Annotated in this window: 16 protein-coding genes and 1 pseudogene; 5 read left to right on the forward strand and 12 right to left on the reverse strand. The window is 45.3% G+C overall.

Translation table 11 applies throughout. The annotated features are described in order from the left end of the window. Positions 1-17 precede the first annotated feature (17 nt). On the reverse strand, positions 18-3,140 hold the full coding sequence (locus OCU74_RS05970; RefSeq protein WP_087480705.1) for a DUF748 domain-containing protein: 3,123 nt from the start codon (positions 3,138-3,140) through the stop codon (positions 18-20). A gap of 291 nt (positions 3,141-3,431) precedes the next feature. Further along, entirely contained in the window at positions 3,432-3,893 is a 462-nt protein-coding gene (locus OCU74_RS05975; RefSeq protein WP_200807700.1) for a carboxymuconolactone decarboxylase family protein, read from the reverse strand. 107 nt (positions 3,894-4,000) lie between these two features. Here OCU74_RS05975 and OCU74_RS05980 point away from each other — a divergent pair, with 107 nt between their 5' ends. Together OCU74_RS05980 and glpT are read left to right on the forward strand one after the other, a co-directional pair. Beyond that, positions 4,001-4,900, forward strand: coding sequence for a LysR family transcriptional regulator (locus tag OCU74_RS05980; RefSeq protein ID WP_087480706.1), 900 nt, complete (start codon positions 4,001-4,003; stop codon positions 4,898-4,900). A 283-nt stretch (positions 4,901-5,183) separates the two neighbouring features. Continuing rightward, on the forward strand, positions 5,184-6,542 hold the full coding sequence (gene glpT / locus OCU74_RS05985) for a glycerol-3-phosphate transporter (protein ID WP_087480759.1): 1,359 nt from the start codon (positions 5,184-5,186) through the stop codon (positions 6,540-6,542). 62 nt (positions 6,543-6,604) lie between these two features. Here the strand turns inward: glpT and OCU74_RS05990 are convergent, their stop codons facing one another. The 5 genes from OCU74_RS05990 to OCU74_RS06010 form a co-directional block, all read right to left on the reverse strand. After that, positions 6,605-9,586 carry an EAL domain-containing protein gene (locus tag OCU74_RS05990; RefSeq protein ID WP_143693173.1) on the reverse strand — a complete coding sequence of 994 codons (2,982 nt, stop codon included), beginning with the start codon at positions 9,584-9,586 and terminating at the stop codon, positions 6,605-6,607. Positions 9,587-9,901: 315 nt separating this feature from the next. Next, positions 9,902-10,699 carry an NPP1 family protein gene (locus OCU74_RS05995; protein WP_087480708.1) on the reverse strand — a complete coding sequence of 266 codons (798 nt, stop codon included), beginning with the start codon at positions 10,697-10,699 and terminating at the stop codon, positions 9,902-9,904. Positions 10,700-11,096: 397 nt separating this feature from the next. Next, positions 11,097-11,489 carry a hypothetical protein gene (locus OCU74_RS06000; RefSeq protein ID WP_087480709.1) on the reverse strand — a complete coding sequence of 131 codons (393 nt, stop codon included), beginning with the start codon at positions 11,487-11,489 and terminating at the stop codon, positions 11,097-11,099. After that, the gene (locus OCU74_RS06005; RefSeq protein WP_087480710.1) at positions 11,464-11,850 is read right to left on the reverse strand and encodes a hypothetical protein; all 387 of its coding nucleotides are present in this window, start codon (positions 11,848-11,850) and stop codon (positions 11,464-11,466) included. Before OCU74_RS06005 ends, OCU74_RS06000 begins: the two co-directional genes overlap by 26 nt. 30 nt (positions 11,851-11,880) lie before the next feature. Beyond that, on the reverse strand, positions 11,881-12,579 hold the full coding sequence (locus OCU74_RS06010; RefSeq protein ID WP_087480711.1) for an HNH endonuclease: 699 nt from the start codon (positions 12,577-12,579) through the stop codon (positions 11,881-11,883). Between the two features lie 39 nt (positions 12,580-12,618). On the opposite strand from OCU74_RS06010, the pseudogene OCU74_RS06015 reads away from it, so the two are divergent. Then, positions 12,619-12,729 (forward strand): annotated as a pseudogene (locus OCU74_RS06015) (IS110 family transposase); the annotation flags it as partial. A 125-nt stretch (positions 12,730-12,854) separates the two neighbouring features. On the opposite strand, the gene OCU74_RS06020 reads toward OCU74_RS06015, so the two are convergent. From OCU74_RS06020 to OCU74_RS06040, 5 genes are all read right to left on the reverse strand, one after another. Beyond that, a protein-coding gene (locus tag OCU74_RS06020; RefSeq protein ID WP_087483081.1) for an IS3 family transposase occupies positions 12,855-14,005 on the reverse strand; the annotation gives its coding sequence in 2 pieces (ribosomal slippage) (positions 12,855-13,768 and positions 13,768-14,005; 1,152 coding nt in all). A gap of 142 nt (positions 14,006-14,147) precedes the next feature. Beyond that, positions 14,148-14,348 carry a hypothetical protein gene (locus OCU74_RS06025; RefSeq protein WP_087483069.1) on the reverse strand — a complete coding sequence of 67 codons (201 nt, stop codon included), beginning with the start codon at positions 14,346-14,348 and terminating at the stop codon, positions 14,148-14,150. 435 nt (positions 14,349-14,783) lie between these two features. Then, the gene (locus OCU74_RS06030) at positions 14,784-15,206 is read right to left on the reverse strand and encodes a hypothetical protein (RefSeq protein WP_087483070.1); all 423 of its coding nucleotides are present in this window, start codon (positions 15,204-15,206) and stop codon (positions 14,784-14,786) included. A 669-nt stretch (positions 15,207-15,875) separates the two neighbouring features. Continuing rightward, positions 15,876-16,940 (reverse strand): LPO_1073/Vpar_1526 family protein, encoded by a 1,065-nt coding sequence (locus OCU74_RS06035; protein ID WP_087483072.1) that lies wholly within the window; start codon positions 16,938-16,940, stop codon positions 15,876-15,878. After that, positions 16,933-17,112, reverse strand: coding sequence for a hypothetical protein (locus tag OCU74_RS06040; protein WP_013868628.1), 180 nt, complete (start codon positions 17,110-17,112; stop codon positions 16,933-16,935). Before OCU74_RS06040 ends, OCU74_RS06035 begins: the two co-directional genes overlap by 8 nt. Before the next feature lie 483 nt (positions 17,113-17,595). Between OCU74_RS06040 and OCU74_RS06045 the strand changes: the two genes are divergently transcribed. Next, a complete protein-coding gene (locus tag OCU74_RS06045; protein WP_087483073.1) occupies positions 17,596-18,399 on the forward strand; it encodes a DeoR/GlpR family transcriptional regulator in 804 nt (267 codons plus the stop codon). A 173-nt stretch (positions 18,400-18,572) separates the two neighbouring features. Continuing rightward, positions 18,573-20,117 carry a glycerol-3-phosphate dehydrogenase gene (glpD, locus tag OCU74_RS06050; protein ID WP_200807808.1) on the forward strand — a complete coding sequence of 515 codons (1,545 nt, stop codon included), beginning with the start codon at positions 18,573-18,575 and terminating at the stop codon, positions 20,115-20,117. Positions 20,118-20,126: the final 9 nt, after the last annotated feature.

The raw sequence follows: 20,126 nt of genomic DNA on the forward strand, positions 1-20,126 counted from the left end.
CGGGCAGCCTTTCCGGACTAATCGGTACTCAATGTCAGCGTAACCTGACTGTTGTTATCGCTGAGTTCCGTTTTACTATCCAGCAGGAAGATACGTTCCGGTGCCAGACCGGTTTCATTCACCAGAAATGCTTTGACTGCCTGAGCTCGACGCTGGGCCAGATAGCCGAGTTCATCATGGCTGACAGTTTGTGCATTCAGCAGTTGATTGTACATCCCGATATGGAGTCGGGTGGTTACCACCTTCGGATCGGGAGTTCCTTCCGGATTCTCATCTTGCAGGCGTTGCTCTACCTTCAGGCGTTCTTCTGCCGGTCGAATCTGAAGCTGGTCCTGAAATAGTTTGTTCAGTGTATCAGCTAATGGTCCGCTGGCAGGGAAACGGCTGGCGCTGAGATCCGCCGGAAGCGTCTCCAGACCACTGAGTCTCTGGAGTTCTTGTTTCAGCTTCATCTCTTTCAGAACCTGACTGTCCTGAGCAAATGAGACTAAGCCTTCGGCACTGACCCGCAGTTTCGGCCGGTCTGTCAGAGCTGAGGAGAGTTTCTTCAACCGGTCTTTTTCCGTATCGCTCAATACAGCGCTACCGGCATCAAACCGGACGATGTTAAGTTCATCATCGCTGCCGACTAATCCTGCCAGTAAGGCAAACGGTGCTGTGACCGCTTTAGCGATCATATTGGTGAGCGCCGTCATGATAATACTGCCAAAACTGAAGCTGGGATTGTCAAGATCACCGGAGATATCCAGACCAAGGTCAATAACGCCATTGCGATCCTGTAACAGGGCAATTGCCAGTTTCAGTGGCAGATTGAGTGCCTGGTCAGAATGACTGGCTTTCCCCAGTTGTAACTGGTCAATCACAATATGGTTTTTACCGATGAGCTGATTGTTCTCTAACTGATATTGCAGTCCTAATGAAAGTTGTCCTTTATCGATGTAATAACCGGCATAAGTCCCTGAATATGGATTCACGGAAGTCAGCTCAACACTGTGGAAACCGACGTCTAAATCCAGATAAGGCGGACTGGACAGCGGGTTGACTTCACCTTTGACGGTGACCGGCGCATATTGATCAATCTTTCCGGTTAAATTCACCAATGCTTTGGTTCCGGGAGTTGATGATAAATGGCTGATTTCACCTTCCAGAGACTCGATTCCGGAAGCAAAATTCGGTGTCAGTGACTGATCAGCAAAAAAAGCGGAACCGTGTCTGACTCTGATTGCGCCGATCTCAAGCTGAAAGGATGGTTGTTGTTCTGTTGTCTGCGAAGGTTCCGTCACTTTGGGTTTGACCGGAGACGCGGCTTTTTCAGATTTTTCGGCTGCCTTGGTTGAAACGACAATATCATCGATATTGGTTTTTCTGTCTTTGGCAATCAGGATTTTTGCATAGGGCTTATCCAGCACCATTTCATGGATGGTCAACTGTTGTGCTGCCTGATCAAACTTGATCGCATCAATCGCCATCGATTCCCATTTCAACAGAGGCTGGCGGTTCCGTGTATCTTTGATCATCAGTTGATTCAGTGCTGCTTTCCCCTGATAAAGCGCTGTGTGATTTGATGGTTCCACACTGAAATGGCCCTGTGTCGATAGCAAACCATGGCTGAGCTGTAAATTCAGATAGGGTTGCAGATAAGGCTGAAACTGACTGATATCTAACTGTTGCAGATGAATATCACCACTTGCCTGAAGCGCTTTAGCATCAATGGTTCCCTGCGTTGTGAAATGGCCTCTGGGTTTTTCCGGATGCTGGTGGCTGTCAGAAGTGATATCCAGTGCCAGCTGGTAATCGATGGGCTGGCTGAGATCACTGAGAATTTCGCCGGTCGAGAGTGACATGTGATGAAGCCGCCAGTGTACGCCATCAGTCTGTTGCTGCTCAGTCAGATTCAGATCGGTTCCGGTCATCTGTAGCTGATGCAGACGGACCAGCCAGGGCTCTGATACCTGCTGTTGTTCAGGCGTGTCTGATGCCGGCTCTGGGCTGGCAGACTCAGGTTTATCCGGGACTGGAGTAAAGAGACGCTGTAAATCGAGTCCCTGACGGTTCAGAAGCGCGTCGGTCCATAAACCGGAGAGTTGCAGTTGGGCAATATCAATCTGTTGTTTACTGCTGTTTAACCCAATGTTGTCCAGAGCAAGCCGTGACAGTTTCACTTTCGGGGACTGAGCGTCCTGAAAAACCAGTTGCTGCAAAGTAAACTGACCTTGTTGCGTGCTATAAACGAAACGATTCTGTTCTTTGCTGAGATGATAGTCTGAATGAAAGTCGATAACGCCTCCGGTGAGGCGGGCCGGGATCATTTTCGCAGCAAAAGGCCAGAAAGGTGCCAGCGTCATGGACTGAAGCGAGAGATTGCCACTGACTTCCAGAGGCTGAAGCTGAAACTGACCGCTGAGCTGCAATTGTCCCTGATCGGCCCCGGTGATCTGCACCGTATATTTGTTGTGCTGCGGTTTCAATTCTGATTCAGATGATTTGCCGGGTGCGGGTTGAGGAAGACTCAGCGTGAGTGCCTGTGTATCCAGCTGTTGCAGACTGAAATCGAGTCCGTGATAGGCGAGTCGGGCACCGGTGATCTGGTCATGGAACTGAAAACTTCCCTGTGACAGGTGAATATCTCTGCTGCGGAAACCGGGAATTGTGGTTGCCGTTTCTGTTTTCTGTTCCGGATTTGTTTCAGTCTGCCGGGAAGCGAGGCGATCGACAATGTCGCTGAAACTGAAGCGGGACTGATCCGAAGACGATACCAGCCGTTCAAGAGTGAGTTGCGGCTGTTCGATATATAAGTGATCGATTGTCGGTGTCAGATGAAAGACACTGCGCCAGAAACTGAGCTCTAACTCCAGATGGCCGATACCGGCAAAATTTTCCTGTCGATCCTGTGTCAGAATCCGGAAATCTTCGATTCGGGTACGCAATAAAAACGGATTAATACTGATATGAGCGATCTGTACTTCTCTTCCCAGTAGCTCACTAAGCTTTTTCGGTGCCTGAGACTGAAGAACCAGCGGTGTGATTACGCCCAGTATCAATGCGTAACAAGCATAGCTGAGCAACAGATATGTGAATATTCTGAAATAGCGGGGAAGTCGCCGGAAACGATTCCATAGTTTGGCCGGGAAATGAGTCATATGACAGACTGCCACTTATTTTTATCGACATGTGTTTATTTTAGCTAAAATTTTTGAAACGGTAAGTACTTTAAAAAATGCTAACTCTCTTAAACGATTTGTACTCTGAAATGATAGATGTGATGTGAAAGTGCCGCATTTGGGTTGGTGGAAGATGTGAAACTGTAACGAAAAACCGGGTTTTGCTCTTTGTTGCGGGTCATTTACTTCGAGTAGCTAAGCGACTGTTCCGCGCCGTGATCAAAACCCGTTCAGACTGAACAACATTCAGACACGAAAGGTCAACACGTTCTAGTGTGCTCCGGCCTGATAATTCCCGGCTTCAATACCAAATGATTTCATCAGGCGGTTCCAGGTATTGATCTGTGTAATGGCGAGTGTGAGCCAGGTGATATCCTCAACCGGGAAGAAGGTTTGCAGTTGGGTAAAATAGGCCTGTCTTTGCTGCTCGGTACAGTTGAGTTGGGTGACGGCTTCCGTCCATGCCAGCACAGCCTGTTCTTCAGCCGTATAATAAGAAGTATCCCGCCAGACCGCGATCGAATACAAACGCTGTGTCGTTTCTCCGGCAGCAATTCCTTCTTTAAAGTGCATGTCCATACAGTAGGCGCAACGATTGAGTACCGAAGCGTAGTAACGAATCAGTCCCAGCAGCGGCTCCGGTATTTTTTGCCGGGTGCGGATCTGTTTTTCTGTCTGCATCATACAGTCGAGCAGTGCGCGGGGAATATGGTCAAAAGTCAGGTGTGTCATGATTTGGTTCCTCTTTGTGTAAGACAACGAGGTGATTGTATGTTTTGCGTAAAAATATAGAATAGATGTATTCTGTTAAATAGTTTTGCTTATTATGCAAAGGTTCTATGCTGTCTTCCATCCGGATTTTCTTAAAAGTTGTTGAAGTCGGTAGCTTTTCCAAAGCTGCGGCAGTGTTAAATATGGCGCCTTCATCTATTGCCCGGAGTATCGATAATCTGGAGAAGCAGTTAGGTGTGACGCTGTTTGAGCGGAGTACCCGGGCATTACGTCTGACGGAGCGGGGCGGAGAGTACTGTTCCGGCGCTCAGAAATTAATTGATGACTACGATCAGCTCTGTAGCGGTCTTAGTGATACGTCTGTGGCAAAAGGAAAATTACGGGTTTCGGTATTTGAAAGTTTTGGCCGGGTTGTGGTTTGCCCTGTACTGGGGGAGTTTTTGCAGCGTTATCCGGAAATTGAGCTGGAGGTTGAACTGGAAAATCAGGTGGTTGATTTATACCAGTCGGACGTCGATATTGCGATTCGTGTCGGTCAGCCGGTTGATTCCCGGTTAAAAGCCAGAGTTCTGACCCCGATGAAAACGGTCGTGTGTGCAGCTCCGGAGTATCTGACCCGGCATGGCGTGCCGGATGAACCCGCAGAACTGGCACAGCATAACTGTTTGGTGATGAACCGGGGCAGACAACAAACGTTCTGGCACTTTTCCCGGAGGCGGCAGCAAAAGAAAGTTCTGGTTAATGGTAATTTGCAGTCAAGAGGCGGAACACCTTTACTTGCTGCTGCACTGACCGGTGGCGGAATCGTTCAGTTATCAAACTGGATGGTTGCCGGGCACATCAGGCGTGGTGAGCTGATACCGGTGCTGACTGACTGGACTCCGAGCCTGAGGGAACAGACCGATGGCAGTGTTTATGTGCTTTACAAACAGACGCATTATCCGAATCCTCTGGTGCGGTTGTTCATTGACTATCTGATCGAAAAAATTCATGTTGCCGATGACTAAGGTGATTTCAGCATCACCGCTAGATAGATGTTGATGAAAATATATTAGGCACTGATTAAAAAACATATTGCAGTCAGTGCCTTGTTTCGTGCGCTCATCTACATGTATGACTTGTTTTTATATGCAAATTAATGACCATGTTGTGAGTGTCACAAAAATGTAATATTGAGCATATGAGAATGCGATGTGTTCGAACGAACATTTATGTTTTATTTCCCCATTCTGGTGAGAGAAGTTTTGTTTTATCAGGATATGGATCATGACAACCATCGCTGAGGTCATTATGTTTGGAATTTTCAAACCGCAGGCTCATATTGAGCCTCTTCCCCGGGAACGGATTGATGGGGTTTATTCACGACTACGCTGGCAACTTTTCATCGGTATTTTTGTCGGTTATGCCGGGTATTATCTGGTTAGGAAAAACTTTAGTCTGGCAATGCCATTTTTGATTGAACAGGGTTTTAGCCGGGGAGACTTAGGCGTAGCTCTGGCTGCGGTTTCTATTGCTTATGGTCTGTCTAAATTTCTGATGGGAAGTGTTTCAGACCGCTCGAATCCCCGCTATTTCCTCAGTGCCGGATTGCTGCTCTCGGCCCTCGTTATGCTGTGTTTTGGGTTCATGCCGTGGGCAACCGGTAGTATTACGGCGATGTTTATTCTGCTCTTTTTAAACGGTTGGTTTCAGGGAATGGGATGGCCGGCCTGTGGACGGACAATGGTTCACTGGTGGTCCCGCAAAGAGCGGGGAGAATTAGTCTCGGTCTGGAATGTGGCTCATAATGTCGGCGGCGGTCTTATCGGACCGATCTTTTTGCTGGGGTTGTGGATGTTTCAGGACGACTGGCATACGGCATTTTATGTGCCGGCATTTTTCGCCATACTGGTTGCTGTACTGGTCTGGATCACATTAAGAGATACTCCGCAATCGTGTGGTTTACCGCCGATAGAAGTTTATAAAGACGATTACCCCGAAGATTATGACCAGTCGCATGAAACGGAAATGAGTGCTAAGGATATTTTCTTCAAATATGTATTTACCAATAAGTTGTTATGGTCGATAGCGATTGCCAACGCTTTTGTCTATCTGATTCGTTACGGGGTGCTTGACTGGGCTCCGGTGTATCTGAAAGAAGCAAAAGATTTTACCGTTGATAAATCATCATGGGCGTACTTCCTGTATGAATGGGCGGGCATTCCCGGAACATTATTGTGTGGATGGGTTTCTGATAAAGTCTTCCGGGGACGCCGGGCTCCGGCAGGGATTCTTTTCATGGTGCTGGTCCTGCTGGCGGTACTTGTTTACTGGTTCAATCCGGCGGGTCATCCGGGGGTTGATATGCTGGCACTGATAGCGATTGGTTTTCTGATTTATGGGCCAGTGATGTTAATCGGTCTTTATGCTCTGGAACTGGCTCCGAAGAAAGCCGCCGGAACGGCAGCCGGATTAACCGGACTTTTCGGTTATCTGGGTGGTGCAGTCGCTGCGAATGCTATTTTGGGATATACCGTTGACCACTTTGGCTGGAATGGCGGATTTATCATTCTGGTCGGTTCATGTATTACTGCAATTATCTGTCTGACCTATGCGTTGATTGGCGAGCGATCATACCACCGGGAAAAGCAGGCTCGCGCTGTGGCTTAATCTGGTTCTGGGATTGATGCCGACCATGCCCCTGTAATAGGGGCAATAGTTTTCCTGAGATCTTATTCATGTGGCTGATTCAGCTTTTCAAGATGTGAGCGTGTTTTCAGCCACTGTTCCAGTGATTTTTCCGGCAGAGGTCTCGAATAATAATAACCTTGTGCCTCAATACAGCCCAGCTCAAGCAGACGTTGTTCCTGAGACTGCGTTTCCACACCTTCGGCAATGACATCTATATGTAAGCTGCCAGCCATTGCCAGAACGGCTTCAACCAGCTCACCGCCTTTATCGTCTGTTGAGAGATCCTGAACGAATTCCCGGTCGATTTTCAGAACATGGAAAGGAAAGTTTCTGACATAGCTCAATGACGAGTATCCGGTACCGAAATCGTCCATCGCCAGATGAATTCCCATTCTGACCAGAGAATTCATTACCTCTTCCGATTTTTTATGATTTTGTATCAGCACTCCTTCGGTCATTTCCAGAATCAGAGCCTGCGGCGGAAGTCGGTGTGCTTGCAGTAACCGGCTCACAAGATCGACGAAGTTGGCGGTGTTCATCTGTTTCGGAGAGACATTCACCGTCACCGTATAGTCCTGATTCAGAGAGCGGCGCAGCCTTGCACATGCCGCGAGTGCTTCTGATAACACATATTCGCCAAGTTTGAGGATAAAACCGTTATGTTCTGCCAGCGGAATGAATTCACTGGGTGCAACATGACCGAGTTTAGGATTATGCCAGCGGGAAAGTACTTCAAATTTCTTGATTTCTCCGCTGCGGATATTGACGATAGGCTGAAAAACCAGAGCGAATTCCTGATTTTTCAGGGCCGTCATGAACTGTTCTTCCAGATGAATGCGGCGGTGCATCTGGGCATTCAGATCACTGGAGAAAAAGTGGAAATAATTACCGCCTTGTTTTTTGGAAACATACATCGCGGTATCGGCATTGCGTAACAGCTCTTCTCCGGATTCTCCGTCTGTCGGGTAGCAGGCAACCCCGATACTGAGAGTCATGCTCATACAGATATTGTCTAACTGGTAGCTGGTTGCCATGGTCTGCAATAATCTCTGGCAGATCATTCCGATTGAGATTTTTTCCCTGTAGTCATCGCTCAGAACAATGAATTCATCACCGCCAAAGCGGCTAATCAGCATTGAAGGATTCAGGAATGCTTTTAGCCGTTTGGAGATCGCCAGTAATAGCTCATCACCGATAGAATGGCCCAAAGTGTCATTGACCTTTTTAAAATCGTCGACATCAATAAACAGGACAGCAAACGAAGTACCTTCACGATCCGCCTTCATTACCCTCTGGCTTAGTTGTTCCATGAGAGCCGTCCGGTTCGGCAACCCGGTGAGCGAGTCATGTAAAGAGCGGTATTCGAGCAGAAAAGTCCGTTCACGGACTTTCTGTTTAAGCAGGTAATTCCAGTACAGTGTCATGACAATCGATGCGACCAGAATCAGAGAGATAGTGATAATCCATCCCCATGGAATGGATGATGAGACTTCGACCCGAACCCAGCGGGAAAATATTTCTGCTTTTTCCCGGGCCGAAATTGAATTCAGGGCTTTATTGAGAATATGAACCAGCTCCGGCCAGTCACTGCGAACTCCGAATGCTAAATCGTTCTGATAAGGCGTTTCGCCGGAAACCTTGAGATTACCCAATGCCTTGTCCTGAATAATATAACTACTGGTCGCTATATTGCCGACATAAGCAAATGCGTCGCCTCTGACCACCGCCAGCAGGGCAGCTTCCGTATTCGGATAGGTTTTCAGTTGGATCTCAGGATGATTGGTATTGAGCAGCTCATTGGTGGCATAACCTTTTTCCAGAGCAACCGTCTTTCCGGCCAGGCCTTCCATGCCCGGAACAAAATCAACCGAACTGAGAGTAATGATGACGATGGTATTGGACACATAAGGCTGGGTAAACTGGGAATAATTCTGGCGCTCGGGCGTATTCATCGCCAGACTGAACAGATCGAGACGGCGTTCACGTACATCTTTGACTAATTCCGACCACTGTTTCTCGGGAGAGCGGACAAAAGAAATACCGATTTTTTTCTCGATGAGCCGGATAAAATCAGCGGCGATGCCCTGATAGGAACCATCCTTATCAAAATATTCCAGCGGCGGCCAGTATGGATCGGAAGCCAGTCGGATAATCGGATGATCGGCCAGCCATTGTTTTTCCCTTAGCGTCAGCTTGAGTGCTTCATTGGTATTGAGAGCCGTCTGCTGCTGAATGATATCTGTCAGAATCGCATGGTATTCCTGAGAAGAAATACTACTGAGTGCCAGTTGTAATATGCGGGCAAGAATCGGCTGATCTTTGCGTGAACCGATAGCAAGAATAGAACCTTCGGTACCGGCGCGACCGTGAACTTTCAGGTTGTTCAGAATTTCTCGGTTGATGATGTAATTGGCGACGGCCCGGTTACCGATATAGGCATCGGCCTCACCCCGGGCAACTGCGTCAAGCGCTTCAGATGTATTCGCATACTCACGGATATGGATTGAAGGGTAGTTTTCCCTGTAGTACGTGACATTACCGAAGCCCTGCTCCAGTGCAATAGTTTTACCGACGAGAGCCGATTCATGCACATAGTAAGGCGCTTCATTGCGTCCGATAATCACATGCGGGATATTTAGATAGGGCTGAGTAAAATTGAAATAAGGTTTTCGTGATGGTTTTGGGGTGATGTCCAGCAGTGCATCCAGTTTGTTCTCTATCACCTGTTCGTACAGTTCCGGCCATTTTCCACTGGTTAGTTTGAGCCTTCCGCCTAAACGTTGATTGAGCAATGCAACCAGTGCCACCCCGAATCCATCCGGTTTTCCTTCGAGATTAATAAAGTCCAGCGGCGGCCAGTCGTCCATGGCGCCAATAGTAATTCTGTCATGCTGATTCAGCCAGAGTTGCTGTGCGGCTGTCAACTGAAGAGGCAGCTCCTCTGCCGGAACAGCAGCCTGGGCAATCGTGGCCTGAATGAAAAATAGCGTCAGGCTCAGCAAGAGAAGATGGCGAGTATTCAAGTGATTACACCTATATCAGTGTGTTTGTCAGTCATCTGACATCATTCATTATTCTGGTAACTCTTTTAAATTAGTTGTAAGTCAATTGTTTTACCATGTATTAGGATATTTTCGTGAAGTGTTCCGGGTTGTTTTTAAGTCAGGGTGAAAGCCGCCGCTTTGTATCCATAAATGGATGTTCAGGAATGAATCAGTATTGAAGTGCGGTATGGCAGAAAAAGTGAAGAATTATGGCTAAATATGCAAAGTGCAACTCAGGCAGTAAACATGTCTGAGTCGCACGTGTTTTAAGAAAAATGTTTTTAAAGTACGTTATTAACGGGAATTACTCACATCTGCATTAGAGAAAGTCGGATAACCGTTTGGTTTACCCTCGTTCAGACTATTCAGGAAGTTGCTGTCTTTAATCGGAACATTTGCTGAACCGTAGTCATAATCGTTAAGTCTTTGTCTCAGAGTGCTGTTACTGACATTGTCTCCGTACATGGTGTACCAGCTGACGATATCCGGTGTGACAAAATAGCCATATGGGTTTTCGGCCACTTCTCCCATCTTGCTGAAGCGAATTGCATGTGTCAGCGGACCATCTTTGTGGTAGACGAATTTGATGTGCTTACCATTGGTATCCAGTTCGGAGACCGGACGAGTGGTCAGATCGCCGTGAGCACTATAACTTCCATGGGTGACTCTGCCGTTGGTTGTCCAGATGACAACATTTTCCCAGTCATGGCGGTGGCCGCTTTCGACACCATTAAGAATCTGGTCTTTGAGAAAATATAAGGCATAGAAGTGGCTGCAATACCGGTTGGAGCCACTGGTTTTACAGGCGTAGCGGTGATAAGAATTGGACAGGTTCAGAAAGCCGGAGTTCCGGCAACCGGAGGTTAAGCCACCTGAAGGTTTCAGACCGCCATTTTGCTGACCGCTCCGGCTGATCCCGGCACTGGGCAGACAACCGTCGGTATCAAAATCAAACACGGGAGCGATTGAATAGGCATCGATAGATGAAGGTAAAGCCTGATCCAGTTTAGAGAAGTCGTGAGCATAAACCGGACTGAGAGATAACAGCGATATAGAGATAGCCAAACTAGAATGACGTATATATTTATACATTTAATAATTTCCTTTTATAATGAATTGATATTCGCTCTGATGCTTATTTGAGCAACTTTTTTCTAACTGAATCAGTCCAGTATAAGGTTGACCAATTTCAAATTTAAGACGTTTTTCTTGCATCTTGGCTAAAAAATGTGATTTGTATAGGGATCTGATGTCTGAATATGAAAGCGGTTACATTTGTGATATCTATGGATTTTGTGGGATTCTGGTTAGCTATGGCAGTGGTAACAGCCGGCAGGGTGTGTTGATTCTGGCAAGAGTGGGGCAGATATCTCAAGTATTGATTTGCTATACAGAGCAACCAAAGCGCGTGTCGGACTAAACTGGTGGTTGCGCTATTACCTAAAAACGCGCGACATCGGTTGTCGCCTGAAGCGGTTTGTGAGTTGCATTACTCATACTCTGGCTTTCGATGAATTTCTCTTAGTTCAAAAAGCTCATCTTTTTCAGAGAGGAGCACAACTTCTCCAGCCTCAATTTTAATATGAGTTAACTCGTAGTAACGAACTTCGTATTCTTCTTCATTAAACTCATGAGTAGACTCCATAAGAAAGTCACTTTTTAAAAATCTTGGCCCGAATGTTTTCAGCTCGTCTTTGAAAACGCCTAGCGTCTTTTCTCTTAGATAAGGCTCTCTGTCTCCGATAATTACACCCGGAATATTTTCTTGAACTTGTCCAACTATATAAATTCTTGATTTCAATCCCACGCTAGGAACCGAACAGATCATTGGTAAGCTTTCATCAGCAAAATTCAATTCATTTAATATGTTTTCTATATTCATAGCGCCCGAATCTAGCAACCTCTTGCTCGGCATATTCTAGATGCCATTTGAAATTAATTTCGTACAGCTTGAAGGATACACCTTGAAACACCCTGTTGGGATTTTCTAGGATCTCAGACCATTTGTACCGAGAGAGTGCAGCATCTACTAACGTGACAGCGACCACTTCAGCAGTTTCCTCTATATTTTTACTCAGAAGCCAATTCTTCAGTTTCTGGCAATGTTCCCTGTCCGAAACAGATGCGATAACCCATTCATTTGTATTATCACATCCCGTATCCCAGTGAAGCCACTCAGACTTATACGTGGCGAGCTTATTAACATCTCTCGCTCTTAAATCTCTATTTCGAAGATTACTCATTTATTTCTATGTATCCATTGAAATTTATTTTTAGACAATTCGTGCATACTTTTCTTTTAGATATTTGGATATTGGGTAATCATTTTTATCATAAGGTAGTTTTATTTTTTTTACTTCTATACCTAGCTGAAATTTACTAATAACTTCGACATTAAAAGTTTCTGTGATTCGAAATAATCCGCGATCAAAGGCGATCTCATGATTAACGCATAGACACAAACCATTATTAATAGTGTCAGGACCTCCATCAACTACAGCAACTATGTGTGCAGCTCGTAATAATGATTTCTCTTTCACGTCACATATACAGCATTCACTATTGTATGCTTTCAAAACGCGATCTCTAAAATTTGACTGCTTCCTAACAGGTTTTTTCTCAATCGATTCTTTCCATTCTCTACCGTTTGGGTATGGACGCTTACTATCCGTTTTAACCCTATTTTCGAACTCTATTCTTCCATCATCGTATTTATACAAATTTGGAAGTGTTTTATATCGTAATATCGATACATCGAGAAAGCCTAAATCCCCTTCTTGATTTATAATTAGCATCAACCGTATTTCGTTTTTAGCATGATACATTATTTTCCAGACTGGAATCTTTATATCTTCATCGAGATTATCCACAAATTCATCCGCCAAGGCTCTATTTCGTTTTTCTCTTACTGCTGCATCATTAGCTTCTTTTAAATCTTTTTTAGTAAGATATTTTTCTACGGTATAGTTCATAAATTTCCTTATCTAACTAGTGATGTGGATTCTCTTCCTGACTCGAAAGGCAAAGTCACTCTTCATCAATCTGTTACTCGCACTAAATTATTAACCACAATAGCAAATATGACACCTATACGTATAGGACTTGAATTGTGTAGAGGTGCACAGGGTTATGGTGAACTACAGGCAACGACAAAGCGAAGTCGGTAACGTTGTTGTTCGGGCAAAATTGGCTGCTGACGCAGCCAAAGGTATGTATTGACAAGCGGAAGGACTGAATAGCCACCGAGTCAGTAGACACTAGTTAGTCTTCTCTCATATTGCTTCTCATACTCTACAGGTGACAATTGATTATTGGAACCATGCCTGCGCTTCACGTTGTAGAACATCTCTATGTATTCAAAGATATCCATGCGAGCATCTCCCCGTGTGGAGTAGATTTTGCGTTTGATTCTTTCTCTTTTCAGTAGCTGGAAAAAGCTTTCTGCCACAGCATTATCGTGACAATTACCTCGACGGCTCATACTGGCTTCTAGTCCATGTTGCTTTAAGAACTTGTTCCAGTCGTGACTTGTATACTGGCTACCTTGATCGGAATGTACAAGTACCTTTTGGATTGGAGAACGTCGCCATATAGCCATTAAAAGCGCATCCAAAACCAACTCTTTAGTTATTCGACTTTTCATCGACCAGCCAATCACTCTTCTAGAAAAAAGATCAACAACAACGGCAAGATACAACCAACCTTCATGTGTTTTTATATAGGTAATATCGGTTACCCATGATTGATTTGGAGCCGTTGGATTGAACTCTCTGGCTAATTTGTTTGCCGAAATGACATGCTCAGTACCCGCTTTAGCTCTGGGTTTACGATATCCGCGTTGTGACTGTAAGCCTTCTCGCTTCATCAAGCGATACACTTGATTGATCCCACAGGATTCACCTTCATCTCGTAGGTCACTGTATATCTTTCGATAGCCATAAACCCCGCCTGATTCCAACCAAAACTGTTTGATAAGCCCGAGAAGATATTTACGCCGTTTCTCTTGTTTGCTGTCAGGGTGTTTTAACCAGGCATAATAACCACTGGGATGAACCCCAAGGATTTTACACATCCGTCGAACAGGCCAAATAGACTGATTGGCTTTGATGAAGGCGTACCTCAGTCGGACTGGCTTGCGAAGTACACCGCGGCTTTTTTTAGTATATCCCGCTCTTCGGTGACTCTTTGCAGTTCTTTTCGAAGCCTGCGAATTTCGGCACTTTCATCAGATTGAGCTTGGTGTTGGGAGGAGTCGGGACCGTAGCGCTTCACCCAAGCATAAAGGCTGTGGGTAGTCGTCCCTAAGCGGTTGGCAACATCAGCCACACTATGACCTTTTTCCGTGACCTGTTTTACCGCTTCAATTTTAAATTCTTCTGGATATCTTTTGCTGCTCATAAGCACCTCTCTGTTAGTCATTTTGTCTAACTAAAAGGTGTCTATCAAGTCGGTGGCTATTCAGCTCATCAGTATCAGAGAAGCCTAACCATTCGTCCCTGAATGGTTTTCTTCTTTCCATGCTCAAATAGGGTTGGTTAGATCAACAGTCAGATGTTATCTGAGCTTCTTCCATTTCTTCTTTCCTCAGATTGAGTTCATCGAAAGTAATCAGATTATTGAGAAACAGCAGAATTTCCCGCAGTTCGTTCTGATCCGTACTGGGATCAGTATTGGTGACAAGAAAATCAATCAGATAGCCACGGGCGGTGAGGTGTAAATCGAGATGATTTGATTCGGACATCGTAAACTCCTTTGGGTTGTAAATTCCACCACACAAAGGTCCTAATCAATGGGTGGTGAACTGAACAAGGTTAGGACTACCGCCAAAGGAAACGGCCAGCATATGCTGCCTTGTCAGCTCACCATAATTTGCATGAGCTAAGGCTACACAGAAAGGCAAATCAGTACAATACTGGCCTTTTGATATGCATCTGTCTTTGGCAGGGTCCTAATCCCGGCACCGGATTTTGCCGGTGCGGTTGCAGAGTAAGCGGTGTCTGGGATATTGGCGAGTCGGGGAGCAGAAAAGCGCGTGCGGTATGGTGAAATATCATACTTTTCTAATACTTGGCGGCGCATTATTTTGCGTGTGATTTCACTGTGTTGGTTTGGTAAGGGGCAGTTTAAGTTGTTTATGAACAAAAACGATTTATTTGTTTGTATTACCGAAAATTTTCTATGCGAGAAAATCTGAGACTAAATACCATTGATTTTCGTAACTTTCATAATTTGGTATATCTCTGAGGTTAACTTTACCCCAATTCTTACTTCGCGGTGCTGACTCGATTACATTAACTGGGAATACATAGTATTTAGGCGGTAATACTTCTTTTTTGCCATCCTTTGAACCGCGATTGAGCAATACTACTACTACAAAATCACAATCAAAATTTTTAATTGGAAAACCAGCAGCACCAGTTCGCCAGCGGCTTTTTACTTGTACCATTGCCGACTTATGTGATTCTGGATTTGTTGCAACTAAATCATAACCCGGCATATTTGTATACGTTTTATAAGACGCAATCTTTTGTAAAAGAAGCTGCCCTAACACTAAAAATTCAGCCCCTTCTGCTTCTAAACGAGTATCTAATCTGGGCATAACCCACCTTGAGTCCTAACTCCGCAATCACGCGATGTCGCGTGCATTGCTTTGTTAGCGAAATGCCCGACAGCGTGATAGTAAATTTCAGAAGCTGCATCTCGGTGCCGTTGCTCAGATGGCGAGAAGTGAATTTCATGCTGGTGAGTTGGCCATTGCCCTGAGATCTGGCGGCACAAGAACGCAACCTCAGCTTCTATCGTTTCCATCTCTTTAAGTGGAGCATAGACACCATTCAGCTTTGCGGTCCAAACGGATAGCTGCAAAGTGGTTTCTAAAAACTTCCACTTATAGCCGTGGTACCCGCCTTTACCGTTTGCTTTGAAGCCATACCCCAGACGGGCAGACATAGGCTGTTGAGCAATCCCTACGTACAACAATGAATCGTCGCACGAAACTGTATAAAGTTTAGCAACTCCTCTTGTCGTCGCTGGAGCTGAAAACTTGCAGATCTGTGACGAAATTGAAAGTTGATACCAACCACCTGATAAGGTTAGCTCAAAGTCTTGCGGCCGTTCTAGTATGCCTTTTCCTTCTTTCCCGCTAACGCCGCGTTAAGTGGTGAACAACGCGACCACCTAACCTAAACCATTGTGCTGTAAACACTAAAACCGATTCAAACTGAAAATGCCAAGCGTTGTGAATCCGTCTTAAACGCTTGTTATACGATTACTTAATCCAAATACCCAGATCAAACTTGAGATTTACTTTCCGAGTATAGTTAGCTTGCGCTAGAGCAATGCCCACTGTTGTAAGTTGCATTTTAGATAGACGGCTATCTTTTCTTCCCCAATTGTTAATTAGGTCGGCTAAACCAGGCACTTTCTCTACTAACCAATCTTTTACTTCATTTTTATTCATCAGATTGGATGTAAATAAAGATTTCAGCTTACTAATATCTTGTTCTTCAAAACCAAGTTCTGCCGCTTTTTCGCCCAAGGCATCTTCAGTGAGGAGATTAAACTCAAGTAATGAAACTGTATGATAAGAATGCTTTAAAAGAGGCTTATACTTTTCACTGCTGTCGCCTATTGATGCTACAAATTGCTCCTCATCAAAACCTTTTTGAAACATAGCAGGGTATTTCCCAAGAATGATATTGGGTATTTCTTTGTACCAAGACGCATCCAACAACGTTACACAACCACTATATGCAAGATGTTCAACCCAAGACTGATGCGGATTTTGCCCGTTTCCGAATTTAAGCAATTCATTAGTAAAAAAATCGACTAATGCATTTTGAGAAGTAACGTCTCCCCTGGATAGGCGAGTCAAAGCAAAGTTCATAGACAACATATCAAGTTGGTCAGGTGTTAATTTACTGACAACTTCTAGTGCTTCATCCAAAACAATTTGTTTAGTATTTCTTTCTGGGGTAGATGCTCGTTGAACCAAGATATCTACTAGCATCCCTTCAAGATCCGCATCTCCGGTTTTCGCGTACTGTTTTTGGGCTTCATATAAAGCAGCCTGCATTGAAGGTTGCTGTAATTCAGTGATAGCTGATTCATGCTCTTCTTTTAGTTTACGTAAGAAGCTGTCGGTCAACTCCTCTGCACGTGCACGAGCCAATTGTGCGGCACTCTGAGATAACTCTAGGAAGTTAGCTTTATATACATCTAATGCAATAGTTCTTGCATCTGAATAAGAAATGCCATTGATGTTCACAGACTCAGCTTGTACATTTGTGGAGTGATCTCCCCCTTGTTGTTTTTGGATATGATCGTTAATCATTTTTATTACCTATATTAATGTCACCACCCGCTTGATAATTCTTTGAGTTGTTACCAGATTTTTGAACCTGTTTCTTGTGTGATTTACTTTTGAAAAGCCCAAAAACTAGCATCAAAACAGAAACACCAATACCACTAAAAAACCACTCTTTGTTTTCAATAAACCAGCTCATTTCTACTCCAATCGCATAACAGCACCTTTTAACCAGACATTATCTGTATAGCTCTGGTAGAAAATGCAGATTATCGATTCATATCAATTTGTTTTTTTACACAAAACTGTATAAGCGACGCGACAATGACAGACGGTTTCTATCTAACACACCAATTCACCAACCCCTAAATTAAAAGCCGTCTTCAGCCCGAACTCATCCGCCAGTCATTACACCTTGCAACCCCCTTATGAGTTCATTTTCACAGTATAGACAGGTTTTGCACCATGGAAAGCCCCACAACCCAACCCAACTGTTGAACCTTTTTGACATTTATATCCGGATTTTTACTGTAGACACTTCTCTCATGCTCAAATTTGCCGCACAATAGCGCGAGTGAATACTTTCGAATATATACTCAAATAACCTCAAGGAGCAGTTTCAGCGCGCTTTTAGCTCGTCTGCATCAGTGAGTGATAGTGCCAACGAAACACGGAGCCGGATGTGAAGCAAATCCCGAGACATCAGAAAATTATTGAACTTGTTAAGAAGCATGGTTATGTCAGTACCGATGAGCTGGTCGAGCGGTTTAATGTCAGCCCGCAGACGATTCGCCGTGATTTGAATGAACTGGCCGACGAAAATAAGATTCGCCGTTACCATGGTGGTGCGACGGTGCCTATCAGTTCTGAGAACGATTCATATACCACCCGTAAGTCGCATAACTATTCTGAAAAAGACCACATTGCCGAGGCATTGGTGAAACATATTCCCAATCATGCCACGCTGTTTATTGATATCGGAACCACACCTGAAGCTGTTGCCCGGGCACTGAGCCGGAGTCATCAGCAGCTGCGCATTGTGACAAATAACCTCAATGTTGCCAGTATTCTGCTGTCCAAACCGGACTTTAATGTCATTCTGGCTGGTGGGGAAGTGCGTAACCGTGATGGCGGGATTATCGGTGAAGCAACGCTGGATTTCATTCAGCAGTTCCGGCTTGATTTCGGCATTCTGGGGATTAGTGGCATTGATTTCGATGGTTCACTGCTGGATTTCGATTACCACGAAGTCCGGGTGAAACAGGCGATTATTGAAAATAGCCGGAGTGTTTTTCTGGCGGTGGACCATTCCAAATTTGGCCGGAACGCCATGGTCAAATTAGGCAATATCTCTCAAATCAATACACTGTTTACCGACAAGCAGCCACCTCAGGAAATCCTGTCCATTCTGGAAGCAAATCAGGTTTCTTTTGAAGTGGCGGAAGACTCTGAGGACATGGCGGCGGAGTTTTCTCCGTCGGCCTGATTCAAATCAGTCACTTTCCGTCAATAAACTGAAACCTTCCTGTGGGAAGGTTTTTTTATGTCGTCACACCAAACGAACATTATCGAAAATAAAAGATGCATTTAAACGAAAGTTAGGTTACGCTCTTTAGTGTTTCGTAAATGTTCGTTTGCTCATTTTTCTGAGGTTATGCTATGGATGTAATGACACCCAATCAAGAGAATCGTTTGCTGGATCTGGTTATTGTCGGCGGAGGCATCAATGGTGCCGGTATTGCTGCTGATGCTGCCGGACGCGGTCTGTCCGTCGGGCTCTATGAAGCTCAGGATTTTGCTTCTGCAACTTCTTCGGCCAGCTCTAAACTGATCCATGGTGGGTTGCGTTATCTGGAGCATTATGAGTTTCGTTTGGTCGGGGAAGCGCTTGCCGAACGGGAAGTTTTACTGAGAAAAGCGCCGCATGTGGCTCGTCCGATGCGTTTCCGGTTACCTCATCGTCCTTATCTGCGTCCGGCCTGGATGATTCGTTGCGGACTGTTTTTATATGACCATCTGGGAAAACGGACCACATTACCGGCCAGCCATAAGGTGAATCTGGCTGAGAGCGGATTACTGAAACCGGAAATGAAAACGGGTTTTGAGTATTCGGATTGCTGGGTCGATGATGCGCGTTTAGTGATTCTGAATATTCTGGCGGCCCGGGAAAATGGGGCAGAAGTCTGTAATTACTGCCGGGTTGAGCAGGCGGTGCGGGAAAATGGTATCTGGCGTGTGACGGTTTACGATCAGCAATCGGATACCCGTTTCGTACGCTATGCCAAAGCACTGGTTAATGCTGCCGGCCCGTGGGTGAAGCAGTTCTTTGATGACGGTTTGCAGAGTGAATCGCCCCGGAATATCCGGCTGGTCAAAGGTTCCCATATTGTGGTGCCGCGTCTGCATCATGAAGAACAGGCTTATATTTTACAGAATCAGGATGGCCGGATTGTTTTTGTGATTCCTTATCAGGGGGAATTCTCCATCATTGGAACCACCGATGTGGAATATCGCGGTGATCCGCGTCAGGTGAAGATTTCTGATGCGGAAACGGATTATTTAATTGATATCGTCAATCAGCATTTTGTCCGCCAGATCTCCCGTGACGATGTGATTTGGTCATATAGTGGTGTTCGTCCGTTGTGTGATGATGAATCAAACTCACCTCAGGCAGTGACCAGAGACTATACCATTGAGCTGGAACAGGAAATGGAGCAGGCACCGCTGCTGTCGGTTTTCGGCGGGAAACTGACCACCTATCGTAAGCTTGCTGAAGCAGCAATGAAAAAACTCGAACCTTACTTTGCACAGATGGGTAAACCGTGGACGGCGAATGTTCCTCTGCCGGGCGGTAATTTTAGTTGTACCCGGGAGCAACTGGGTGAGTCATTGCGTTCCCGTTATCCGTGGCTGACCCAGAAGCAGGCATTCCGCTATGCAACTCAGTTTGGTTCTTATACCCGTAAAATGCTGGCAGGCGTGAATCATCTCGAAGGCATGGGACGCTGTTTCGCCGAAGATGTCTATCAACGGGAAATCGACTACATGATTGCATATGAGTTTGTCAGAACCGGTGAGGATTTCTTATGGCGCAGAACCAAGCTGGGTTTGTATCTGAATGAGGAAACCCAGCAGGAAATTACGGAATATATCTCAGCCCGGTGTACTGAAAAGTCGGTAGTCAGCCTGTTTAAAGCCGGGTGAAGTATTGAA

The sequence above is a fragment of the Vibrio mangrovi genome, from assembly GCF_024346955.1.
Lineage (GTDB): Bacteria > Pseudomonadota > Gammaproteobacteria > Enterobacterales > Vibrionaceae > Vibrio > Vibrio mangrovi.